A 19,537-nucleotide genomic window follows, 5' to 3' on the forward strand; every position below is an offset into this window, starting at 1 on the left:
CCTGCGCTGCCATGCGTTGTTCCGATGAAGATGGCGGAGGAGGTGGGATATTCCGCCCCCGCGCCTCAACTTCCTTTTCCCCTTGATTGCATAGCGATGGCGATGGCAAATGTGTGTGGGAACTGTGTGTGGAAGCGCCTTGGCCAAGTATATTCAGAAGCGTCGACGTCGCTGGTATGCGACCCTTGATATTCCAAAGGATCTCCGCTCGCATTTCGGCGGAAAGCCTCGTTTCGTCGAGAGCTTGAAGACGGAAAGCCAGACCGAAGCGGAGCGCCGCTGTCCATTGCTGATTATTCGATGGAAGGCGGAGATTGAGGCTGCCCGCACCGGCGATACTGCGCCGTTACAGCATCTTCGAGAGGCTGCACTGGATTGGCGTGATCTCTTCGACACTACGCCGCATGGCGAGCAGAGAGATGCGTACGCAATGATCCTTCAAGATAAGGCGGAAGCTGCCGAGCAGGAACGTCAGGGGGCTGGGAAGGCGCTCTACAAACTGGCGACGCGGCAGTGGCTCGAAACGAGTGAGAACGTAGAAGACTGGCTGACGACACTAGAGAACGAGCCGAAGACCATCGACATGAAACGGTCAGACCTCAAGCGTTTCGCGGGAAGGTTCAAGCTGACCAAGAGTGTTCAGCGAAAACACGTTCAGCGATGGGTTCACGACCTGCAGAACGAAGACGGCCTCAAGCTCGCTACCGTCCGCCGGATAGTCTCAGCCGCACGGGGATACTGGGATTACCTGCAGCGCCTCGATGTTGTCAGAGACGACGTTGATCCATTCCACAAGGTGGTGCCGAACCGAAAGAGAAGCAGCAAGTCCACAGCCGCGGACAAACGCCAGACGTTCTCCGCTTCGGCTGTCGTTGCTCTACTCTTCGCTGCGGTGGAACAGGGTGATCGCGACCTTGGCTTCCTGATCTGGCTTGGTATGTGGACGGGCTGTAGAATTGAGGAACTATGTGCCCTTCGCGTTTCCGACGTTTCCGGGGACCGCTTCACCGTCAGCGACGCAAAGTCCGAAGCAGGATTGCGAGAGGTGCCAATCCACTCTCAGCTGCTACCAGCAATAAGGTACTTGTGCGATAGCAGCTCTGACGGCTTCGTGCTCTCAGGTCTGACCTTCAATAAATACCAAGACAGATCCAACGCGGTCGGCAAACGCTTCGGTCGCTTGAAGACGAAGATGGGCTTCGACAAGACCCACGTATACCACTCGCTGCGGAAGACTGTTGCCACTCAGCTTGATGCCGCAGGTATCCCCGAAACTGTCAGCGCGAGGATTGTTGGCCACGACCTCAAGACCATGACTTACGGCCTTTACTCTGGCGGGGTTCCATTTGAGACGAAGCGACAAGCACTAGAAGCTCTCAGCTACCCCTTGCCGGATAACTCTCATGCGGAGTTGTGGAAAGGGGCGGAATGAAGCGTGCGCCGCTTGCGCCCCTCTAAGCGTCACTGAGGACCCTGTAGACGCTCCGCTCGGAAACCCCCAGCTCGTCGGCGATCTCCTTCCTCGTGCGCCCTGCATCGCTCAGGCGGCGCATGTCGTCAGCCTTCGCCCGGGCAGTCGGCGCTCTGCCCTTGTACTTCCCGTCAGCCTTCGCCTTCGCGATGCCTTCGCGTTGCCGCTCCAGCATAATCTCCCGCTCGAACTGAGCGATGCCGCCCAGCATCGTCAGCATCAGACGGCCGGTCGGCGTCTTCGTGTCAAGGTTCAGGTCGAGCACGTGAAGTGCGGCACCCTTGGCTTCGAGCGCGGCAGTGATTTCTAGCAGGTGCGCTGTCGAGCGGGCCAGCCTGTCGAGTTTCAACACGGCAAGTGTGTCTCCCTCCCGCACGTAGTCCAGAGCTTCAGCCAGCCTGTCGCGCTTCGCTGTGTCCACCGAGGAGACTTGTTCAGCAAAGATCCTCTCGCATCCTGCCGCCTCCAACTCCCGGCGCTGGGCGTCCAGTCCCGCTTTCTGATCAAGGGTCGAGGTTCGGGCGTATCCGATCTTCATGGTAGTCGTCCTTCTGTCATAAGTATCTAAGACCTAATGGCAGATACCATGCCATAATGTCAAACCCACTCTTGTGTCAGTCTGTGGCAGCGGGAAACAACCCTGTCACAAGAGCAAGCCCCAAAGGCATGTCGTATGCCGACTAACGGTTCGCGGACAATCGAGCGCATCCCGCAGTCGCTGCCGCTATATCCTTAGTTAGAAGCTGATTAAGGAGACTAGTATGCTTCCCTATTCCCGCGATGGTAGCACCTTCGATCACTCTTGCCGCTACAAGGACGGCCTCTTCCGGATCGGCGCGAAGGGGCGCGAGGACAAGGTGGCCAGCTATTCGGCTGCCCTCGCGTTGCTTGCTGCCATGCCTGTGGCTCGCTGGCGTAGACCTAACAGGAACGGCAACTTCGGGATCGTTCGCGGTTGCCACTGGGCTTAAAGAGCCATCACAACAGGAGTCGGGGCAGCTACAGTGCCCCGGCCACCCCCGGAAAAGGCGATGGGGGAACGTGCTCTCCGCCGCTTATGAAATAAGGCGCTCAGATTTCTGTGGTGAAAACCTCCGTGGGTCCCATGAGGACCTGCGGGCTCAGTAGGGCCAACCCTCTACAGCGTCCTCGCGCCACCAGTCGGCAAGGATGCGTGTCTTCTGTCCAAGGCGCTTCTCAAGCATCTTGATGACAGCCTCGATCTGGATCTCCGCCATGTTGCCGATGTCCTTTCCGACTCTGTCATCTAGCCTTCGTGCGCGTTCCTCGACCATGGCATCCCGGTCGTCGTCGGTAAGCTCTTTTCCGGCTAAGTCCTTCAGCGCTGCTAAGGCTCCCCACCAAGTCTCAGGTAACGGCTTATCCGCCTCCAGCAGTCGCCTCCGTGAGCGCCGCATGTTCCCGACGGTGCCGTCCGCTGCTCCTGTGCTCTCGACCAGCACCCTCTTGCTGTAAGTATACGCGCCGCTGCAATCAGTCTGGCACGCCAACCGCCACGTCGCGTTGTTCTTCTCGGTTGCAGTCATAGGAAGGCGAGCCTTCGCGTTCTCCCGAAGCGCATGAAGCCGTGCCGCCTCCGCTGATCCTTCCCAGACTATAGCGGGCACCTTGTTCACGCCTGCCCGTTTGTACGCCTGACGCCGGTGGTGGCCGTCAACTACTACAAGCTTGCCGTTCTTCGCGTCTCGCCACAGGTCGACCCTGTCGACGCTCCCTTTCCGCCGGATCGCTTCCGCAATCTCCTCAACGTGGTGGTTCTCGTACTCATTGTCGCGATACTGAAATTCATCCGGGCGAGCATGGATTTCACTCAGCTTCACAGTGCGCTTGGTTGGCCGCGTAAGCCTTTGTTCTACAGTGGTCATTTCTGCTGGTCCGGTATCTGTTCAGGGTGGTTCGCCGGTCCAGTGCCCTATGCAGGATGACATGCCTGAGGTTGCATACCTCAGCGGCTCACTTGGCCGCCCCGAGGTTACCCCGGAGGGCAACCCCGAGGACGCACTCAGGACCAGCAAGAGAGAGACTGAGGACGCCTTGGCATTGTGCGGTGGCCGTCACCACCACGTCATCCTCACGGTTCTCCCTGCAATGGTGGGTCCTTTTAGTCCCTATCATCTGTTTGCCCACTGGCGCGAAGATGCTCCGTTGGAAATCCAAGGCCAGACAGAGTACTGTACATACGGTGCGTATCTGCGGTTGCAGATGCCTGAAGGACGTACTCGACGTCCCGTTGCATAGCGACGTCGCTCTCGGCTCCCCACAAAGAGCTTCTAAGCGCTTTCATCGCTCGTTCAAGACAAAGGTCAGCGCAGTAAAAGGCCCACTTATCACCGAACTCGTCAAAACCCTTCTGAGCTTCCGGAAGCACTTGCAGAATTTTACCACGTATCGAGCCGAAGCTGAAAAAATCCCTAGGATCTATGGAGTTAGCCATAAAATTAATGAGGGTGACCGCGTAAACCACTACCATCTCATAAGCCTCGACATTCTGCACCACCTCTTCGGGTAAGAACACATCTCGCCTGAATTTTCCTCTTGCCCTGTCTTTGTGTCTATTCAACCATTCATCGACCGCCGCAGACTTGGACAGCAGCGCGAATAGCTTCGCAGTTTCATCTAGGCCCGCGTCCGCGATCAGCTCTTCGTACTTAATAATCTTCAGCATCTCTATGCAGACGCCCATACCGTTCAAGTGTTCGAAAGTCGCCACCAGTTCCTCGGCCACTTCTACCTTTTTTTCTTGAAGCGCCGCGTTCCTTTCGCGTCGTGAAGTCGCAAGTTCCCGGCGAAAAAATGCCCGCTGCTCTATAAGCTCTTGCTGCTCGGCTGTGTGCCGCATCTCGATTGCTTTGAGTTTCGCCTTGACCTCCTCAAGCTCGGCGGATGCTCTAAGGTTGATACGTGCTGCAAAGTGCTTTCCGATGCTGTCTCGAAAGAGCACCAACACTGCAATCGCGATGGCGGCAGCTATGCCAGACTGCAGGATCGCTGTAAGCCAAGTAGAAATGTTGCTCGTGTCGGGTAAAGACATCAGTTGCTCCTACTGAATCGTCTTAGAAACCGGCCAGAGGAACATCAAAGACTTCGAAGCTCGCTTGGTCAACTACACTCAGCTGCGCAAGCATGACGCTAACACCATGGGATCAACGTGTGTGGAACTCGTGTGTGGAAGGTCGACCGACAAATCTCATAAGTCATTAAATTATAACGAATTTATTCTCGAATTGAGATTTGGCGGAGGAGGTGTCCTCCGCACCTTTCCGCTAGACATCTGACGAGGTTGATTAATTTCAACCAATTTCAAAATCATACCACAAAAAATACCACGCCGCGCCGAGATTGGCGGCAGCTTGGCGGGCCATGGGCGCAGGCAAGCATCGCGCTCAACGCCGGTCGGTCCACCTCTACTCTAGCCGTCACCAAGGGTCCCAGCAAAAAGGTTGCGATGATGCATCTCGCGTTGCCCGGGGGGGGGCGTGACAATCTGCGAGACCGACGCCTGAAGGGGACCGACGCCCCATGCCGCGTATCTGCTAACGCAGTAATTCGGTTGCTCAAGCCAACAAGTGCTGCGCCGATTTTCGGTCCACTACGCGCGCGCGTGCGAGGGTCCGTTAAACACCGTTATGAAGCGGCGCATGGCGGCCGTCATCGTCCGACCGCAAACCATCAAGTGCGCCGGGGTTCGGTCCCGCTTGAAAATGGATCGTGGACCACGAACGCTGACGCATGGGGAGTGGTATCTATAAGTGTTCCGATCCAGAACCGATGCGATTTCCCGAAAGCGCCCCCACAGGTTCTATTTTGGAACCAAGTAGAACGCATCGGTTCTGATACGGAACCGTCAGCCCGCGTTCTGGTCCATTCCAGAACCGCGTTCTGTTTTTGGCAGACGGTAGTTGCGCCACTCGTTCGACGCGGGTTCCTGGCCTTTAATCTTCTGGACCGGCTTGGTCGTCAGCCGCCATTCGTGGGCTTTCCTATGATACCAGTTGCCCTCAGATTCCAGCCTCAACAGTCCCTTGTCGATCAGCTCGTCATACGCGCGCTGGACGGTTGCCTTTCCTATACCCAGCGCGCGGCCCGCCTCCGCAAACGACAGCCTAACGTTACCGTTGTTCGATCCGTTGTAGCGGGTGTGGAGTTCGAGAAAGACACGGACGGCTGCGCCCGACAGGCTGCGCCATGCGTCACTCTTCAGTAGGGCGTATGGGAGGGGCGCGTATTGCCCCTCCCGATGCTTCCTTGCTCTACCCATGGGCAGTGCGCCCGTGCGCGGGTTTACCGCCCAGAGCGCCGCCCAGCGCGCCATCCATGACCTTTCGGCGCAATGGCTGGGCCGAGCGCGGGAAACGCAATGCGACCACGTGGCAGGCTTTGGACAGGCGGTAGTGCGCGATCCGCTCAGGCCCCACGTAATCGGTCGTGATGGGCCAGCCGTAGGACGCGCGGAGCCGGTGAACGATTGCGCCCAAGCGCCAGCCGCGCACCTCTCCAATCTCGTCCAGATGGGTGATTGTGCGCCCTTGTAGCAGCGCGTGACAGGTCCAGTAGATCTGGGTTGGGTTGCTGTGCCAGTGTTCAGACATGGGCGATACGTCCTCTGTCAAGGATGACGGGCTGTATGGAATTGCTAAGGTTGCACCAACGGAAGCGGCGTTCCTTTGGACTTGCCGAGACCCTGCCCGATATGTCATCAACTGGACTTGTCACGGTGGCAGTTGATGTCACTCGGAAAGCCCCGACCCCGCCTGCGGAGTTGGGGTTTTTCATTACGCGGCCTCGGAGTTAGGGTCAGTGCGCTGGGCGCGCAGATAGGCGTTCAGGTCAGTACCGTGGTAGCCAATACGCCGCCCGATGCGGATGAATGCGGGGCCGCGATTGCGGTGCCGCCATTGTGCGAGTTTTTCGACGCTGCCAAAAATACGCATTTCGGAATCTTCGGGAAAGAAAATTCGGTCGCTGTCCAGTATATCACTGGCAGCACGTTTTGTTTCGTCGCCCATGCCGGTCGATCCTCGGTTGCTTCTGATGCCTCCAAATTACCGCGGGGTTTCACCGCTTGTCACGAGCGACATTCTTGCGCTTAAGCAGTTTCCGAAATCCGGAAAACGCTCAAGCCTTTTTTCGGAAAATCGCGTCATACCGAGACTTGTATTGCTCTTCGGAGCGAATAATTATCCCGTACGTATCTTTAGTCTTTTGAGACTTGGGCATTCTTCGAACAGCGCTAGCGTTAGCGTAGGCCTGCTTGAAAATTGCTTCCTCACTCATCTGCGGATAGACATCGGCAAGTGCCTCCAGCTCTTGCATCAAACAATCAAGGTTCTCTTTTTTCGCTCGACCGGAAGCATCAGCACCTTTCTTGCCGCGTAGATAATTTGCTTTTGCGGAACGGATACCTTTTAAAGCTGCAGCTTCGTAACTGAACTTCCATCGGTAATGCTCAACCATTCTACCTAGCCCCATAGCACGGCCAAACATGTACATTCTAATTTGACCGGCCAATTGCTTAGATAAAGGGCTGTCTCGCTGCCCGTCCTGGACAAAACTTTCAAAAGCCGACAATTCATCTAGAATTTTGAATTCGAACCACTGCTTTGAAAATACGGACTCAAGGTCTGATAACTTATGAGCGATAAGTTCTTGAAGCAGATCATATGGGCTTCTAGACTTTTTTGGGACTTCTTCATAATCCACAAAATCGAGTGGGTAGCTCTGATCTACAATCTTAAATGCCTTAGCAACTTCCTCTTGCGAGAAGTGAGTTGAATTTAGCTTGGCTGCACGAACTACGCGCAAAGCCCAATTAAGCTCAACAGCTCTCTCAATCAGAATATCGAAATACTCTCGTAAACTTTCATGGTCGAAGTTATTCCGGCATTGCTGAACAATAAATTGCCACAACTCGTGACGGTTGAAATCGAAAAACTCCAATTCCCACCACTGAGGGGCAGAATAAACCTGATTTCTATCCAGATATTCGCTTAGTTCACGCACTCGAACGCTGTTGGCAACGTTTTCGGAAAGAACGTTTTGCAGTTCATCCTTAGCGCGAGGAGGAAGATTCATATGAGTTCGGAACAACCATTCCTGTGTCGTCTTGCCGAGCTGAACCGAAAAGCCTCCAGCTTCCCCATTCAAGAACGGGTTAAGTTCATCAGATAGAATCTTATTTAGTCTTTCGGTTTCCTCTGGAGTAAACTGATCCATCACACCTCCCTATTGTTGTTTTTCGAGAACAGCCTCGACCAAGCATCCATAGTGACCCGTCTACGCTCCAGTAGGTCCGACCGCGCATAAGCACGCTCCACATCTGTTCCAACCTGATGCGCTAGCGCTGCTTCCGCGACCTCGCGCGGCGCGTTCGCCACCTCGGACGCCCAATCCCGAAAGCTGCTACGGAAGCCGTGGACGGTGAAGGCATCGCGTCCCATGCGGCGCATCAGCATTAGCATGGACATGTTCGACAGGGGCTTGTGCCGCTTCTGGCCCTCAAACACGTAATCCGACGCCGTGGCCCGCATCTCGCGCAAGATTGCTAGCATCTCGTCCGTTAGGGGAACGCGGTGCTGAACGCCGCCCTTCATTCGCGCGCCCGGTATGGTCCAGAGACGCGCTTCAAGATCCACCTCGTCCCACGTCATGCCTAGAACCTCGGACGTGCGACAGGCGGTCAGGATGGTGAATTGAAGCGCCCGCGCCGCCGTGGCCGTGCGCGCGCCTAGTTCGGCGTAGAACGCGGGAACGTCCGCGTAGGGCATCGCATCATGGTGCTGCGCCCGGACCCTTACTTTTGGCAGCACGTGGGCTTCCTTGACTGCCGTGACGGGGTTCTCCCCCGACCGGAGGCCCTTGGACCGCGCCACGTCCAGAACCGCCTTGAGGCGCTGGGCCAGCCGCTTGGCCGTTTCATGCTTCGTGGTCCAGATGGGGGACAGGCACATCAGGATTTCGGGTTGCCCGATACTGTCCACCGGCATCCGCCCGATCTTGGGGAATGCATAATCCCGAAGGGTATTCAGCCATTGATCGCCGTGCTTGGGGTTCTTCCACGTGGGAAGGCGGTCAATATGGACCTGACGCGCCAGTTCCTCGAACGTGGGAACGTCCATCTGAGCGTTGAAACGGGGATTGAGGCCCCGCTTTGCCATGCGACGATATTCGAGCGCCCGCTCGCGGGCTTGGTTCAGGGTGACGACATCAGCGCCGCCCAAGCCAAAGTCTGTTCGGAGCGGTGCGCCCGCGCGATTCTTCTGCCCTTTGATGGTGACACGCACGATCCAGCGCCGCGCGCCGGAGGGGTCCACTACCAGATAGAGGCCCGCGCCATCGCCGTGCCGTCCTGGCCCGTGATTCTCCACCAGCCGTTTCGTCAGCTTTCCGCCCAGCGCCGCCATACGTCCCTACCACATTCCGTACCACACAAGGAAAGCGTAGCAGACAAAACGAATGAAAGCGAACAAAACCCGAAACAGGGCATATCCCTAAAGAAAACTGTGGGTTAGGCCGGTGTAGACTGCCATATGATATTGGGGAAAATTGGTCAGTGGCGGAGGAGGTGGGATTCGAACCCACGGTGCGCATTCACGCACGTCGGTTTTCAAGACCGGTGCAATAGACCACTCTGCCACTCCTCCGTGCGGGCGTGCTAGCGCGTGCGGCGGGATTTTGGAAGGGCGCTTGGCGGCGGGGCAGCGGATCTTTTCAGTACCTGTGGCCGGCGTTATGGTCGCGGGCGAGACCGGGTCGCGGCGGAGGCTTTCCGCCTCGACGCGGCCCCGGACAATCGAAGGAGCCAAGATGTCCAAGCGGGAGATGTGCCGCCCGATCCTGCGGGCCGCGACGATCGGATCGGTGCTGATGCTCGCAGGCTGCGTCGGCGGGTCTGCGGATCGCGACGGCCGGGCGGCGCGTGACGGCACGGAGATCCCGACCACGCCTGCCGCCGCCAGCGGGCCGGACGTGGAGGCACCCGAAGTCTTTCAGGCGCGCGCGGAGGGCCTCTGGGACGGCCGGCCGTCGCTCGGCGGGATCTGGGTCGCGCATCCCGATGTCGACACGCCGGAACGGGTGATCATCCGCAACGTCGAGACCGGCAGCGTGACGACCGGCGCGCTTTTCCGGCGCGAACGAGAGATCCCCGGGCCCGTCCTGCAGGTCAGCAGCGATGCGGCCGCGGAACTCGGGATGCTGGCAGGTGCGCCCGCGACGCTCGACGTGACGGCATTGCGCCCGGCACCCGCCGGGGACAGGCCGGAAGGCGCGCCGGACGACATCGCGGACGCGCCCGCCGAAGAGGTCGAGGGGAGCTGAGACAAGACGGATGTCTCGCGAATGTGATGGCGCGCTGGGTGGGGGATGCCTCTTCCTCAGCGCGGCGATAGGCCATAGGGTCGGGACCGAGACGAGGACCAAGGGGACGCTCAGATGACGATCATGAGACTGGCTCTGGCGATCCTGGCCGTGGCGACGGCCGGATCGGCGCAGGCGCAATTCGATACGAGCGCCAGCTCGGCCTACGTCTATGACGTCGGAACCGAAACGGTGCTGATGGAAAAGCAGTCCGACGTGCCGCTTCCGCCCGCCTCCATGTCGAAGCTCATGACGCTCTACATGCTGTTCGACGCGCTGCGCGACGGACGCGTCAGCATGGATACGCGGTTCGGCGTAAGCTCGCGCGCGACCTCCCTCGGCGGATCGTCCATGTATCTGACCGAGGCCGACCGTCCGACGGTCGAGGAACTGATCCAGGGGATCATCGTGCAATCGGGCAACGATGCCTGCGTGGTGGTGGCCGAGGGCCTTGCCGGAAGCGAGGAGGCCTTCGCGACGATGATGACGCAGCGCGGCCAGGAGATCGGCATGACGCAGTCGACCTTCGCCAACGCCTCCGGCTGGCCGGATCCCCGGCATCGCATGTCGATGCACGATCTGGGCGTGCTGGCCACGCATCTGATCACCGAGTTTCCCGAATATTACGGCTATTTCTCGCAAGAGAGTTTCGCCTTCGACGGACGGGTTCCGGCCAATCACAACAACCGAAATCCGCTTCTGGGGCTCGGCATCGGGGCCGACGGGCTCAAGACCGGGCACACGCAGGAGGCGGGATACGGTCTCGTCGGGTCGGCGGCCCAGGGGGATCGTCGGATCGTCTTCGTCATCAGCGGACTTTCCTCGACCAACGAACGCGCCGAGGAAGCCGAGCGCATCGTGAACTGGGCCTTCCGCCAGTTCGTCGAGCGCCAGATCGTCTCGCAGGGGCAGGCCGTCGCGACGGCGGATGTCTGGCTCGGGCAGACGAACGAGGTGGGATTGGTGACGCGCGACGGCGCGAAGATGCTGGTCCCCGCCCTCTCGCAGGACAGCATCGTCGCAGAGGCGCATTTCACGGGTCCGATCGAGGCTCCGATCGAGGATGGTCAGGAACTCGGGTCGCTCGTCATCCGGGTGGATGGCCTGCCCGATTCCGAGATCCCGCTCCTGGCCGATCGCGCCGTCGCGGCGGCGGGCTTCGTGCCGCGGCTCAAGACCGCGGCGGGTGTCCTGCTCGACCAGGCGATCGGAGCCGCCGGCGCCGCCCGCGCGGAGTGATGCCTGACGGCCTTTTCCTGAGTTTCGAGGGTATCGACGGATCCGGCAAGTCCACGCAGGCGCGCCGTCTGGCCGAACACCTGCGCGGACATGGTCGCGAGATCATCCTCACCCGCGAGCCCGGCGGATCGCCCGGTGCCGAGGAGATCCGCCGCCTGCTGCTCGAAGGAACGGTTGATCGCTGGTCGGCCGAGACCGAGCTCCTGCTCTTCACGGCGGCACGACGCGATCATCTGGAACGCACGATCCGGCCCGCGCTCGATCGCGGGGCCGTCGTGATCTGCGATCGCTTTGCCGACAGTACGCGGATGTACCAAGGCCTGTCGCGCGGGGATCTTCGCGCGCATGTCGATGCGCTCCACGAGGCGATGATCGGAACCGAGCCGGACCGCACCTTCCTGATCGACATGGATCCCGAAAGGGGCCTTGCCCGGGCGCTCGGGCGGGCAGGACCCGAGGAGCGGTTCGAGAGCTTCGGGACAGAGCTTCAGGCGAAGATGCGCGCGGGCTTCCTCGCACTCGCCCGGGAATTTCCCGAGCGCATCGCCGTGATCGACGGAGATGCTTCCGAGGACGAGGTCGCGGCCCGCATTCTCGCGTCGCTGCCATGAGCGAGGAGACGCAATACGAACCGGATCGGGTCGAGGGTGTCGCGCATCCGCGCCTTACCCGGGCCCTCTATGGCCAGTCCGAGGCAGAGGTGGCGTTCCTCGCGGCCTACAATTCGGACACGCTGCATCATGCGTGGCTTCTCACTGGGCCGCGCGGGGTGGGCAAGGCCACGCTCGCCTGGCGCATGGCGCGGTTTCTGCTGTCGCAACCCGCGGCCGACGGCATGTTCGGGGCGGAGCCGGCTTCGAGCCTCGATACGCCCGAGGATCATCCGGTCGTCCATCGCGTCGCCGCCCTGGGCGAGCCGCGGCTCTTCCTCATGCGGCCGGGCGTCAATCCGTCGACCGGCACACCCAGACGCGACATCACGGTGGACCAGTCCCGGAAGCTCAGGGATTTCCTGCATCTCAGCGCGGCGGATGGCGGACGCCGGGTCGTCGTGATCGACAGTGCCGACCAGATGAACGTGCCGGCCGCGAACGCACTTCTCAAACTGCTGGAGGAGCCTCCGGCGCTCACGACCTTCCTGCTCGTCAGCCATGCGCCCGCGACGCTGCTTCCGACGATCCGCTCTCGGTGCCGGACGCTAGCCTGCCGGCCCCTCGCGCCCGACGATCTGGCCTCGGCCCTCGAACGGGCGGGCCTCTCGACCGAGGTTCCGGCGCTCGTCCTTGCCGAACTCGCCTCGGGGTCGGTGGGGGAGGCCGCCCGGCTTCTGAACGAGGATGGCCCCGCGACCTATGCGCGTCTCGTGAAGCTGTTCGAGAGCTGCCCGGACATGGACCGTCAGGCGCTCCTTTCGTTGACGAACGGGATCACGGTCGCGGCGGGACAGACGCGGATGGATATCCTCGTCCGGCTGATCGAACTCATGCTCTCGCGGCTCGCCCGCCATGGCGCAGGTGCCCCGCCCCAATCCGAGGCCGCGCGCGGCGAGGCGCAACTCCTCGCGCGGCTCGCCCCCGACGTGGAGGCGGCGCGCCGCTGGGCGGCGCTTCATCAGGCCGCGATCGCCCGGCTCGATCAGGGGCGGCGGGTCAACCTTGACCCCTCCGCCCTCATCCTCGATACGGGGGCGAGCATCAACGACACGGGCCGCGACATCCTCTCGCGTTAGGTCCGGATCATCGGGGCCGCCATGACACCCAGGATAACCGACAGCCATTGCCATCTGGACTTTCCGGATTTCGAGGGCGAACGCGCCGAGATCGTCGCCCGCGCGGCCGAGATGGGCGTGGCGCGGATGGTCACGATCTGCACCAAGCTGCGGCAGGCCCCCGAGGTTCGCGCCATAGCCGAGGCGCATGCGCCCGTCTTCTGGGCCGCCGGAACCCATCCGATGAGCGCGGCGTCCGAACCCATGGCGCGCGTGGAGGAACTCGAGGCGCTGGCCGAGCATCCGAAGATGGTCGGCATCGGCGAGACCGGGCTCGACTACCATTACACCGCCGACAGCGCCGAGGTTCAGCAGGAAAGCCTGCGCCTCCATATCGAGGCGGCGCGGCGCACAGGTCTGCCGCTCATCATCCATGCGCGCGACGCGGACGAGGACATGGCCCGGATCCTGACGGAAGAACACCGCGCCGGGGCCTATGGCTGCGTCATGCACTGCTTTTCCTCAAGCGCGGCCTTGGCCGAGGCGGCGCTCGGGCTCGGCTTCTATCTCTCGATGTCGGGCATCGCGGCCTTCCCGAAGAGTGGCGCGCTGCGCGAGATCTTCGCCGCCGCGCCGCGCGACCGGATCCTCGTGGAGACCGACAGCCCCTATCTCGCCCCCCCGCCCCATCGCGGGAAGCGGAACGAGCCGGGCTATACCGCGCATACCGCCCGCAAGGGGGCCGAGGCGCTCGGGCTCGACTATGCGGAATTCGCCGCCTTGACCGAGTCGAATTTCGAGCGCCTGTTCGCCAAGGCCGCCGCCTGGAAACCCGAATGAGCGATCTGCGCTTCACCATCCTCGGCTGCGGCTCGTCGGGTGGCGTGCCACGGCTCGGCGGGATCTGGGGCGAATGCGACCCCGACAATCGCAAGAACCATCGTCGCCGCTGCTCGATCCTGGTCGAGCGGACGGGGGCGGGGGGCACCACGCGGGTCCTGATCGATGCCTCGCCGGATCTGCGCGCGCAACTGCTCGACGCGGGCGTGGGAGAGCTCGACGGGGTGGTCTTCACGCACCCCCATGCCGATCACTGTCACGGGATCGACGACCTGCGCATGGTCGTCTTCAACACCCGTCGCAAACTGCCCGTCTGGGCGGACGGCCCCACGAGCGACAGCCTCACCGCGCGCTTCGGATACGCGTTCCGGACACCGCCCGGGTCGAGCTATCCGCCGATCCTAGATCTCAATCTCATCGACGGGCCCGTCGAGGTCACCGGGGCCGGCGGTACGGTCACGCTCACGCCGTTTCCCGTGACCCATGGCGCGATCACTGCGCTGGGCTTTCGCGTCGGTGACGTGGCCTATCTTCCCGACGTCTCGGAAATCGGGGCGGATGGCTGGGCCGCGCTCGGCGATCTCGACATCTGGATCGTGGATGCGCTGCGTCGCTCGCCGCATCCCAGCCATTCGCATCTCGACAACACGCTCGGCTGGATTGCACGCGCCGCCCCCCGGCGAGCCGTTCTGACCAACATGCATGTCGATCTCGATTTCGAGACGGTCCGCGCCGAGACCCCCCCGAATGTGGAGCCCGCCTTCGACGGCATGATCCTGAGCCCCGGGGAATGAGCGCGCTCGTCGACGTCGTCCTGCCCGTCTTCATCCTGATCACGGCGGGCTACGTGGCGACATGGCGCGGGCTTTTCGCCGACAGCGCGGTCGACGGGCTCATGGCCTTCACGCAAGGCTTCGCCATTCCCTGCCTGCTTTTCCAGGCGATCGCGACGATCGACCTCGGCGACGAGTTCAGCCTGGATATCCTCGTCCCCTTCTATGTCGGCGCGGTCGCGGGTTTCGCGACCGGGATCGTCGGGGCGCGTGCCTTCGGCCGCAACTGGGAGGATTCGGTCGCGATCGGCTTCTGCGGCCTGTTCTCGAACTCCGTCCTGCTCGGGCTGCCAATCGCCGAGCGCGCCTTCGGAAGCGACAGCCTGCGGTTCAACTATGCGATCATCGCCGTGCATGCGCCCTTCTGCTATCTGCTGGGCGTCACGGTGATGGAGCTCGTCCGGGCGCGTGGGCAATCGCTGGCGGGGCTTCCGGCGAAGGTCACGCGTGCGATGTTCAACAACTCGCTCGTCATCGGGATTGCACTCGGCTTCGTCGTCAACCTCACCGGCCTGACGATCCCGCGGATTCTCGACGATGCGTTGCAGATGATGATCCGGGCCGCGCTGCCCGCAGCGCTCTTCGGGCTGGGCGGCATTCTCTTCCGCTACAAGCCCGAGGGCGATCTGAAGCTCATCGGGCTCGTATGCTTCTGCTCTCTCGTGCTGCATCCGGGGGTGACATACCTGATCGGCTCGGCGATCGGCCTCGGCACCGTGCCGCTGCGCGCGGCGGTGATCACCGCCGCCATGGCCCCCGGCGTCAACACGTACATCTTCGCGAATATCTACGGCGCGGCACAGCGCACCGCCGCGTCGGGCGTGCTGGTCGGGACGGTCGTCTCGATCGTCAGCGTCTGGGCGTGGCTCGTGATCCTGCCCTAGCCGGGGCTCATCCCGCGCATCCTCTCCGACCGGCGGCGCAACAATTCGACCGTCGTCAGGAGGGCGATCGAGATCGCGACGAGGATCGAGGCCACCGCGAGGATCGTCGGCGAAATCTGCTCTCGCAGACCGATGAACATCTGCCATGGCAGGGTCTTCTGCTCGGCCGAGCCGACGAAGATCACGACGACCACCTCGTCGAAGGAGGTGATGAAGGCGAAGAGACCGCCCGACACGACCCCGGGCAGGATGAGGGGCATCTGCACCTTGAAGAATGTGCGCACCGGCCCTGCCCCGAGATTGGCCGAGGCCCGCGTCAGCGAGCGGTCGAACCCCACGAGCGTCGCCGTCACCGTGATGATGACGAAGGGAATGCCGAGCGCGGCATGGGCCAGGACGACACCGATATAGGTCCCCTGCAGACCGATCCGGCTGTAGAAGAAATACATCCCCGCAGCCGAGATGATGAGCGGCACGATCATGGGCGAGATGAGGATCGCCATGATCGCACGGCGTGCGGGCACGTGGCTCTGCGACAGGCCAACGGCGGCGAGGGTGCCGAGCGCCACCGACAGGATGGTCGCCGCCGGCGCGATCTTGACCGAGTTCCAGAGCGCGGCCTGCCATTGGGCGTTCTGGAAGAAGTCGCGGTAATGACGCAGCGAATACGCCTCGGAATCGAAGGCGAGCATGCCCGGTGTGAACGTGAAGAAGTTCTCGGCATTGAACGACAGCGGGATGATCGTGACGATCGGGGCGATCAGGAAGAAGAAGATCAGCCCGCAGATCACCCGGAAGGTGTAGAACCAGAGCTTCTGGCCCGGCGTCGCATAGGGAGGCAGTTCCATCGGTGCGTCTCCTTATCCGAGGCTCACGTTGTCGATCCCGACGAGCCGGTCGTAGAGGTAGTAGAGCACCAGCACCACGACCAGCAGGATCGTTCCGAGCGCGGCGGCCAGCCCCCAGTTCAACGATGTCGAGATATGATACGCGATCCGGTTCGAGATGAACGTGCCGGTCGTTCCACCGACGAGTTCGGGCGTGATGTAGTAGCCGATCGACAGGATGAACACGAGGATGCAGCCCGCGCCGATCCCCGGCACCGATTGCGGGAAGTAGACCCGCCAGAATGCCGTCCAGTTCGTCGCGCCGAGCGATTTCGCGGCGCGTACGTAATGCGGCGGGATCGTCTTCATCACGGAGTAGAGCGGCAGGATCATGAAGGGCAGCAGGATATGCGTCATCGCGATGATCGTGCCCGTCTGATTGTTGATGAGCGCGAGCCGCCCCGCATTCGAGATCACGCCGAGCCAGACGAGAATGTCGTTGATGACGCCTTGCTGTTGCAACAGCACCTTCCACGCGCTCGTGCGCACCAGAAGCGAGGTCCAGAACGGCAGCAGCACGAGGATCAGGAGAAGGTTCGACGTCCGCATCGGCAGGTTCGAGAGAAGAAACGCGATCGGATAGCCGAGCAGCACGCAGCTTCCCATGATCATGAGCGACATGAAGAGCGTCCGCTCGAAGAGCAGGATGTAGATCTGCTGGCCTTCCGGCTGACGTTCGATCCCGTCGGGCGTCAGTCGCAGATCGACCGCGGTCAGGAAGTAACCTGCCGTATAGGGATCGGAGAACGCCTTGATCGTTCCCCAGATTTCCGGATCCGCCCAATCCTCGTCGATCTCCTCCAGGAAGAAATCGCGCACGGACATCGTCTCGAATCCCGGCACGGCTTCGCGCGCGGCCGAGAGCAGGGATGCAGCCTCGCCCTCGTATCCCTCGCCCCGACCGGCCGAAAGATCCTCGTAGAGAGCCTGGTACACGATGTTCCAGGGTTCCTCCTCGGCCGGGCTGTCCTCGTCCTCGACCTGGATGACACGTGCGAAATCGTCGTAGATCGCGGCGGTGCGCGGCAGGGCATCGGTCGCAAGGTCGCTGAGCTCGAAGGCCGGCTCGGGATCCTCGAACCGCAGGGCGCGCCGCTCGTCGCGGGTCTCGGCGGCCTCCTGCGCGGCTTCGGCCTCGGCCTCGGCGGCGAGCCAGTCCTCACGTTCGTCGAGCCAGTCCTCGGACGCCATCAGCGTCATCCAGGTCGCGGGGTCTTCCCACGCCTCGTTCAGCTCGACGAACTGGTCGGTGTAGATCTCTCCGATCTCGTCGACATCGCGGCCCGTCTGCCGGAACAGCGAGGAGATGCCCGTCGTCTCGTAGTTGAGACGGCTGCCGACGCGTGTGTGGTTGCGCCGTTCGCTCGCCACGACGAAATCGGCCCCGAGCGCGCGGAACGCCTCCTCGTCGGGGGTGCCGGTACCGTCCCAATCCTGGAGGGCCTGCACGGTACGGGGCAGGTTCTCGCTCACGATGTCGTTCTCGACCGAGCGGAACAGCATGTCGACGATCGGTGCCACGAAGGTCACCAGGACGAAGATGAGCAGCGGCGCGATCAGTGCCAGCGCCCGCAATTTCTGAGCGCGCAATGCGCGGTTGAGCGATCGCTTCAGCGGCGTGCCGTCGGCGGCGACCATCTCGGCGCGGTCGGCGTCCCGCAACGCGTTGTCGGGGGTCGCGCCGGTAAAGGCGTCGGGCCCCGTGGCGCTCGACCGCGTCATGGTTCAGGTCCCCTCGACGAGAATGATGGTGCTTTCGGCGCAGCGCCGGCGGATATCGGCGACTTCCTGGTATTCGGGGTCGTTGTAGGCAGCCTTGGCGGCCTCGTAGCTGTCGAATTCGATCACGACGTGACGGCCCATCTCCTCGCCCTCGGGCGTCTCGGACTGGCCGCCCCGCACGATGAAGCGCGCGCCGTGCTTCTCGAGCACGGGGGTGTCGCGACGGACATATTCGGGATAGCCGTCCGGATCCGTCACCTTGATATGACCGACGATATAACCCTTGGGCATGATTGCCTCCCTGACGGCGTTAAATTTTCAGCGGATAGGCGGGGCCGGTTCTGGCCCCGCAGGATCGGAGGGCGCGCAAGGGCGCGCCCTCCCGAAGGTTCGATTACTGGGCGAGCCAGGCCTGGAACTTGGCGTCGAGATCGTCGCGGTAATCCGCCCACCATTCGTAGTTCTGCACGAAGGCGTTCGACGCGTTGTCAGGGTTGGTCGGCATGTGCGGGGCCATGTCGATGCCGAGCTCGGCATGCTGACCGACCAGCGGAGCCGACGAGGAGCGGGCCGGACCGTAGCTGATGTACTTCGCCTGATCAGCGAGACGCTGCGTGTCGGTCGCGAACCACAGGAAGTCCTTCACGCGGTTCAGGTCCTCTTCGGCGAGGCCTTCGGGAATGATCCAGCCGTCGAGATCGTAGGATTGCGCATCCCACATCATGCTGACCGGCTGATCCTGCTCGGCGATGAGGCTGAAGAGGCGACCGTTGTAGGTCGAACCGAAAACCACCTCGCCGTCGGCCAGAAGCTGCGGCGTATCGGCACCGGCGGTCCACCACACGGTGTCGTCCTTGATCGTGTCGAGCTTGTCGAAGGCGCGCTGCTGGCCTTCATCGGTCTCGAGCACGTCGTAGACCTCGTCCATCGCGACGCCGTCGCAGATCAGGGCCCATTCCATGTTATTGTGAGGACGCCGCTCGAGGCTGCGCTGGCCGGGGAAGGTCTCGAGGTCGAAGACATCGCAGATCTCCGTCGGTTCCTGGCCGTTCCAGGCCTCGACGTCGTTGCGATAGCCGAACGTGTAGGAATAGGCGATCTGCGGGATGAAGCAGTCGCTGACAAGCATCTCGTCGCCGAAATCCTCGCTGGCGGACGTGCCGTCCGGCGCGGGGGCCGCGAGATCGTCCATGTCGACCTCCATCGCGAGGCCCTCGTCGCAGAGGCGCATCGCGTCGGCGGCGGTCACGTCGACGAGATCCCAGGTGATGTTGTTGGCTTCGGCCTGTGCGCGCATGCCGGCCACCGCCTCGGCGGAGCTTTCGTCCCAGGTGACGGTCACATCGGGATGCATCTCGAGATAGGGCTCGACATAGGCCTTGAGTTGGCTCTCCTGATAGGCACCGCCCCAGGAGACGATCGTCATCTCGTTGGACATCGGCTCGCCTGCGACGGGGCTGTCGGGGGTCTCGGACTGTGCCAGAGCACCTGTGGCGGCAACGGCGAACGCTGCCGAACTCATCATGATCGTTTTCAGTTTCACGTCTTTATCTCCTTGTTTTTTCTTGCCTTCGCGG

Annotated in this window: 19 protein-coding genes, 1 tRNA gene and 1 pseudogene; 8 read left to right on the plus strand and 13 right to left on the minus strand. The window is 61.8% G+C overall.

The annotated features are described in order from the left end of the window. Positions 1–139: 139 nt before the first annotated feature. Positions 140–1,432 (plus strand): tyrosine-type recombinase/integrase, encoded by a 1,293-nt coding sequence (locus tag RVY76_RS11105; RefSeq protein ID WP_317374058.1) that lies wholly within the window; start codon positions 140–142, stop codon positions 1,430–1,432. Between the two features lie 22 nt (positions 1,433–1,454). On the opposite strand, the gene RVY76_RS11110 is transcribed toward RVY76_RS11105, so the two are convergent. The 9 genes from RVY76_RS11110 to RVY76_RS11150 form a co-directional block, all read right to left on the minus strand. Further along, positions 1,455–2,009 carry a recombinase family protein gene (locus tag RVY76_RS11110; RefSeq protein ID WP_317374059.1) on the minus strand — a complete coding sequence of 185 codons (555 nt, stop codon included), beginning with the start codon at positions 2,007–2,009 and terminating at the stop codon, positions 1,455–1,457. A gap of 583 nt (positions 2,010–2,592) precedes the next feature. Next, positions 2,593–3,357, minus strand: coding sequence for a ParB/RepB/Spo0J family partition protein (locus RVY76_RS11115; RefSeq protein ID WP_317374060.1), 765 nt, complete (start codon positions 3,355–3,357; stop codon positions 2,593–2,595). A 236-nt stretch (positions 3,358–3,593) separates the two neighbouring features. Continuing rightward, a complete protein-coding gene (locus tag RVY76_RS11120; RefSeq protein ID WP_317374062.1) occupies positions 3,594–4,523 on the minus strand; it encodes a hypothetical protein in 930 nt (309 codons plus the stop codon). An 813-nt stretch (positions 4,524–5,336) separates the two neighbouring features. Next, positions 5,337–5,804 (minus strand): helix-turn-helix domain-containing protein, encoded by a 468-nt coding sequence (locus RVY76_RS11125; protein WP_317374063.1) that lies wholly within the window; start codon positions 5,802–5,804, stop codon positions 5,337–5,339. Then, positions 5,743–6,081: a hypothetical protein gene (locus RVY76_RS11130; RefSeq protein WP_317374064.1), complete on the minus strand. Its 339-nt coding sequence runs from the start codon at positions 6,079–6,081 to the stop codon at positions 5,743–5,745. The genes RVY76_RS11125 and RVY76_RS11130 overlap by 62 nt, the downstream gene beginning before the upstream one ends. A 183-nt stretch (positions 6,082–6,264) precedes the next feature. Beyond that, positions 6,265–6,498, minus strand: coding sequence for a MerR family transcriptional regulator (locus RVY76_RS11135; protein ID WP_317374066.1), 234 nt, complete (start codon positions 6,496–6,498; stop codon positions 6,265–6,267). A gap of 109 nt (positions 6,499–6,607) precedes the next feature. Continuing rightward, positions 6,608–7,705 (minus strand): hypothetical protein, encoded by a 1,098-nt coding sequence (locus RVY76_RS11140; RefSeq protein ID WP_317374068.1) that lies wholly within the window; start codon positions 7,703–7,705, stop codon positions 6,608–6,610. Further along, positions 7,705–8,892, minus strand: a complete 1,188-nt coding sequence (locus RVY76_RS11145; protein WP_317374069.1) for a tyrosine-type recombinase/integrase — start codon at positions 8,890–8,892, stop codon at positions 7,705–7,707. Before RVY76_RS11145 ends, RVY76_RS11140 begins: the two co-directional genes overlap by 1 nt. A gap of 150 nt (positions 8,893–9,042) precedes the next feature. Then, positions 9,043–9,132, minus strand: a tRNA-Ser gene (locus RVY76_RS11150). Positions 9,133–9,295: 163 nt separating this feature from the next. On the opposite strand from RVY76_RS11150, the gene RVY76_RS11155 reads away from it, so the two are divergent. From RVY76_RS11155 to RVY76_RS11185, 7 genes are all read left to right on the plus strand, one after another. Then, the gene (locus RVY76_RS11155; RefSeq protein ID WP_317374071.1) at positions 9,296–9,808 is read left to right on the plus strand and encodes a hypothetical protein; all 513 of its coding nucleotides are present in this window, start codon (positions 9,296–9,298) and stop codon (positions 9,806–9,808) included. A 114-nt stretch (positions 9,809–9,922) separates the two neighbouring features. After that, complete coding sequence (locus RVY76_RS11160) at positions 9,923–11,086, plus strand: D-alanyl-D-alanine carboxypeptidase family protein (protein ID WP_317374072.1); 1,164 nt, start codon at positions 9,923–9,925, stop codon at positions 11,084–11,086. After that, a complete protein-coding gene (tmk, locus tag RVY76_RS11165; RefSeq protein ID WP_317374073.1) occupies positions 11,086–11,697 on the plus strand; it encodes a dTMP kinase in 612 nt (203 codons plus the stop codon). Before RVY76_RS11160 ends, tmk begins: the two co-directional genes overlap by 1 nt. Beyond that, complete coding sequence (locus RVY76_RS11170) at positions 11,694–12,815, plus strand: DNA polymerase III subunit delta' (RefSeq protein ID WP_317374075.1); 1,122 nt, start codon at positions 11,694–11,696, stop codon at positions 12,813–12,815. Before tmk ends, RVY76_RS11170 begins: the two co-directional genes overlap by 4 nt. A gap of 21 nt (positions 12,816–12,836) precedes the next feature. Then, positions 12,837–13,634, plus strand: coding sequence for a TatD family hydrolase (locus RVY76_RS11175; RefSeq protein WP_317374076.1), 798 nt, complete (start codon positions 12,837–12,839; stop codon positions 13,632–13,634). Further along, positions 13,631–14,428, plus strand: coding sequence for an MBL fold metallo-hydrolase (locus RVY76_RS11180; protein ID WP_317374077.1), 798 nt, complete (start codon positions 13,631–13,633; stop codon positions 14,426–14,428). The genes RVY76_RS11175 and RVY76_RS11180 overlap by 4 nt, the downstream gene beginning before the upstream one ends. Then, the gene (locus RVY76_RS11185; protein ID WP_317374078.1) at positions 14,425–15,351 is read left to right on the plus strand and encodes an AEC family transporter; all 927 of its coding nucleotides are present in this window, start codon (positions 14,425–14,427) and stop codon (positions 15,349–15,351) included. The genes RVY76_RS11180 and RVY76_RS11185 overlap by 4 nt, the downstream gene beginning before the upstream one ends. Here the strand turns inward: RVY76_RS11185 and RVY76_RS11190 are convergent. The 4 genes and pseudogenes from RVY76_RS11190 to RVY76_RS11205 form a co-directional block, all read right to left on the minus strand. Beyond that, positions 15,348–16,199: pseudogene (locus RVY76_RS11190) on the minus strand (ABC transporter permease); the annotation flags it as partial. The gene RVY76_RS11185 and the pseudogene RVY76_RS11190 sit on opposite strands and share 4 nt — an antisense overlap. A 12-nt stretch (positions 16,200–16,211) precedes the next feature. After that, on the minus strand, positions 16,212–17,960 hold the full coding sequence (locus RVY76_RS11195; protein ID WP_317374082.1) for an ABC transporter permease: 1,749 nt from the start codon (positions 17,958–17,960) through the stop codon (positions 16,212–16,214). 3 nt (positions 17,961–17,963) lie between these two features. Further along, complete coding sequence (locus tag RVY76_RS11200) at positions 17,964–18,251, minus strand: DUF1330 domain-containing protein (RefSeq protein ID WP_317374083.1); 288 nt, start codon at positions 18,249–18,251, stop codon at positions 17,964–17,966. A gap of 103 nt (positions 18,252–18,354) precedes the next feature. Continuing rightward, entirely contained in the window at positions 18,355–19,503 is a 1,149-nt protein-coding gene (locus RVY76_RS11205; protein WP_317374084.1) for an extracellular solute-binding protein, read from the minus strand. Positions 19,504–19,537: the final 34 nt, after the last annotated feature.

This window comes from Palleronia sp. LCG004, assembly GCF_032931615.1.
GTDB lineage: Bacteria > Pseudomonadota > Alphaproteobacteria > Rhodobacterales > Rhodobacteraceae > Palleronia.

Coding starts and splice junctions, on each gene's coding strand:
- RVY76_RS11110 (WP_317374059.1), bottom strand. CDS start 2,009: ATGAAGATCGGATACGCCCGAACCTCGACCCTTGATCAGAAAGCGGGA.
- RVY76_RS11115 (WP_317374060.1), bottom strand. CDS start 3,357: ATGACCACTGTAGAACAAAGGCTTACGCGGCCAACCAAGCGCACTGTG.
- RVY76_RS11120 (WP_317374062.1), bottom strand. CDS start 4,523: ATGTCTTTACCCGACACGAGCAACATTTCTACTTGGCTTACAGCGATC.
- RVY76_RS11125 (WP_317374063.1), bottom strand. CDS start 5,804: ATGGCGCGCTGGGCGGCGCTCTGGGCGGTAAACCCGCGCACGGGCGCA.
- RVY76_RS11130 (WP_317374064.1), bottom strand. CDS start 6,081: ATGTCTGAACACTGGCACAGCAACCCAACCCAGATCTACTGGACCTGT.
- RVY76_RS11135 (WP_317374066.1), bottom strand. CDS start 6,498: ATGGGCGACGAAACAAAACGTGCTGCCAGTGATATACTGGACAGCGAC.
- RVY76_RS11140 (WP_317374068.1), bottom strand. CDS start 7,705: ATGGATCAGTTTACTCCAGAGGAAACCGAAAGACTAAATAAGATTCTA.
- RVY76_RS11145 (WP_317374069.1), bottom strand. CDS start 8,892: ATGGCGGCGCTGGGCGGAAAGCTGACGAAACGGCTGGTGGAGAATCAC.
- RVY76_RS11155 (WP_317374071.1), top strand. CDS start 9,296: ATGTCCAAGCGGGAGATGTGCCGCCCGATCCTGCGGGCCGCGACGATC.
- RVY76_RS11160 (WP_317374072.1), top strand. CDS start 9,923: ATGACGATCATGAGACTGGCTCTGGCGATCCTGGCCGTGGCGACGGCC.
- tmk (WP_317374073.1), top strand. CDS start 11,086: ATGCCTGACGGCCTTTTCCTGAGTTTCGAGGGTATCGACGGATCCGGC.
- RVY76_RS11170 (WP_317374075.1), top strand. CDS start 11,694: ATGAGCGAGGAGACGCAATACGAACCGGATCGGGTCGAGGGTGTCGCG.
- RVY76_RS11175 (WP_317374076.1), top strand. CDS start 12,837: ATGACACCCAGGATAACCGACAGCCATTGCCATCTGGACTTTCCGGAT.
- RVY76_RS11180 (WP_317374077.1), top strand. CDS start 13,631: ATGAGCGATCTGCGCTTCACCATCCTCGGCTGCGGCTCGTCGGGTGGC.
- RVY76_RS11185 (WP_317374078.1), top strand. CDS start 14,425: ATGAGCGCGCTCGTCGACGTCGTCCTGCCCGTCTTCATCCTGATCACG.
- RVY76_RS11195 (WP_317374082.1), bottom strand. CDS start 17,960: ATGACGCGGTCGAGCGCCACGGGGCCCGACGCCTTTACCGGCGCGACC.
- RVY76_RS11200 (WP_317374083.1), bottom strand. CDS start 18,251: ATGCCCAAGGGTTATATCGTCGGTCATATCAAGGTGACGGATCCGGAC.